Here is a 1,446-nt window from a genome sequence, read left to right as displayed (position 1 = left end):
CGATCATCCTGCGAGGGTGATGGCCGACTTGATGACGCTTTGCGACTACCAGCATCCGTCAGCGCCCGAATCAACCATCCTCTTTTTCGGCGACGCGGAGACGAGGCGCGGCTGCGCTTTCGAAGCAGCAGCCAGGGAAATGGGCTTCAGTCTTCGCGCGGAAGATCACGCTCGCGCAGCGCCGAATGAATCAGCTTTCGTCGTCGATGCCACGCACGCGCCCCACTGGTCCCTGCGTGGGCCAGCCACACCGATCGATGAGGCACGCCGCTCGGCGAATCACCGTTTTGTGATGCAAGCGGTGCTGATCGAGACGATCGCCGGCGCCTGAATCTGTCCGAAAATAAGACCCATGAACAGCGACAACATGCCGGCCGGACGGGCTCGCAAAGCAATCGTGGCGATGCGTCGCTTGATCACCAAGCTTGAGTGTCTCCGCCTGGACGTGTTGGAGATGCGGATTCAGCAGTCGGCCGCCGCGGGCGATTTCCCGGAGGCGGAAATAGCCGAAGCTGTGGTCGCGCGAGCTGCTCGCCGATAGAGCGTCTAGCCATACTGCCTTTGCTGTCGACCCGCGCCGAGGGCAAGCAAGCCTGCAAATCTAGTGCGCTCACCGCTCAAATGCGTTTGGCTGCATCGCGTTGTTCCGCCATGGCACCTTCGCAAGTTTGGAGTTTGCGGGAAATCATCATCAGGGCCTTCGCTGCGCCCGGCTTGCGCTGCCGCAGTGCCTCAATACCGGCCTCGTAGGCCTCCGTGAGCGCCTGCCATTCACTGAAGTCAGAGCCCATTTCGCGTGATTCGGTCGCCATCAACCACCTCACAAGCGCGTTGTTCGACGAGCCGATCTCAGCCGCGTCTGATCTCTACGTGTGGGTCGACGGGTGGCGCTGCTCGTCCCCCCATCACCAAGCTTGCATGATGCGCTGCTTGACTCGCCGCTTCCGCAGTCTCGGGCAGCGACATCAGCTTGCGCGCACCATCACGATCGTCGGCATGAGCGTTTCAGGCCGCCAGTGCATTTGGCCCCAGATTGCCGTCGGACAATAGCCTGACAGGTTACTGACTGATGCGAGGCGCTCCAAAAGGCGGGTTTAGCCCGAAGCCGAACATCCAGAGGGGAATATGACGCCACGTGCACCGCGGTCGCGAGTCTCCTACAGCATTTGTGCGCTCTTTGGACTACACATATGTAAAGGAGCAAGCCGATATGACCAACCCCAAGCCACCGCTGGACAATCCCGTGCAGCTTCCCGTAGAGCCCGAATTTCCAACCGACGACGCGCCAGCCAATCCGCACTCTGACGAAGGCGAGCCCGGCGCTGACGAGAACGCGGCCGGCTTCGTGAAGCCGAGGCTCTGACCCCGCTGCTAGCCAGGCAATGGCGCAGTGACGACGGGCGGCAAGAATTCTTCCGCGCTGCCCCCTGCAGCGGGCGAGAGGCG

The 1,446-nt window shown here is 61.8% G+C and carries 4 protein-coding genes; 3 read left to right on the top strand and 1 reads right to left on the bottom strand.

Annotated features, from left to right (window positions below; all coding sequences use genetic code 11):
* Positions 1-19 precede the first annotated feature (19 nt).
* The gene (locus AC1DNF_RS35605) at positions 20-331 is read left to right on the top strand and encodes a hypothetical protein (RefSeq protein WP_478153634.1); all 312 of its coding nucleotides are present in this window, start codon (positions 20-22) and stop codon (positions 329-331) included.
* A gap of 21 nt (positions 332-352) precedes the next feature.
* Positions 353-541 (top strand): hypothetical protein, encoded by a 189-nt coding sequence (locus AC1DNF_RS35600; RefSeq protein WP_478153633.1) that lies wholly within the window; start codon positions 353-355, stop codon positions 539-541.
* A 76-nt stretch (positions 542-617) separates the two neighbouring features.
* On the opposite strand, the gene AC1DNF_RS35595 is transcribed toward AC1DNF_RS35600, so the two are convergent.
* Positions 618-791, bottom strand: coding sequence for a hypothetical protein (locus AC1DNF_RS35595; RefSeq protein WP_478153631.1), 174 nt, complete (start codon positions 789-791; stop codon positions 618-620).
* A gap of 419 nt (positions 792-1,210) precedes the next feature.
* Between AC1DNF_RS35595 and AC1DNF_RS35590 the strand changes: the two genes are divergently transcribed.
* Positions 1,211-1,363 carry a hypothetical protein gene (locus AC1DNF_RS35590; protein ID WP_478153629.1) on the top strand — a complete coding sequence of 51 codons (153 nt, stop codon included), beginning with the start codon at positions 1,211-1,213 and terminating at the stop codon, positions 1,361-1,363.
* Positions 1,364-1,446: the final 83 nt, after the last annotated feature.

The organism is Variovorax sp. 01T432, assembly GCF_056398605.1.
This window is presented reverse-complemented; position numbering and strand designations above follow the sequence as displayed.

Excerpts from the sequence above, each read along its gene's own strand:
- AC1DNF_RS35595 (WP_478153631.1), bottom strand. The coding sequence starts at position 791 with ATGGGCTCTGACTTCAGTGAATGGCAGGCGCTCACGGAGGCCTACGAG.
- AC1DNF_RS35590 (WP_478153629.1), top strand. The coding sequence starts at position 1,211 with ATGACCAACCCCAAGCCACCGCTGGACAATCCCGTGCAGCTTCCCGTA.
- AC1DNF_RS35600 (WP_478153633.1), top strand. The coding sequence starts at position 353 with ATGAACAGCGACAACATGCCGGCCGGACGGGCTCGCAAAGCAATCGTG.
- AC1DNF_RS35605 (WP_478153634.1), top strand. The coding sequence starts at position 20 with ATGGCCGACTTGATGACGCTTTGCGACTACCAGCATCCGTCAGCGCCC.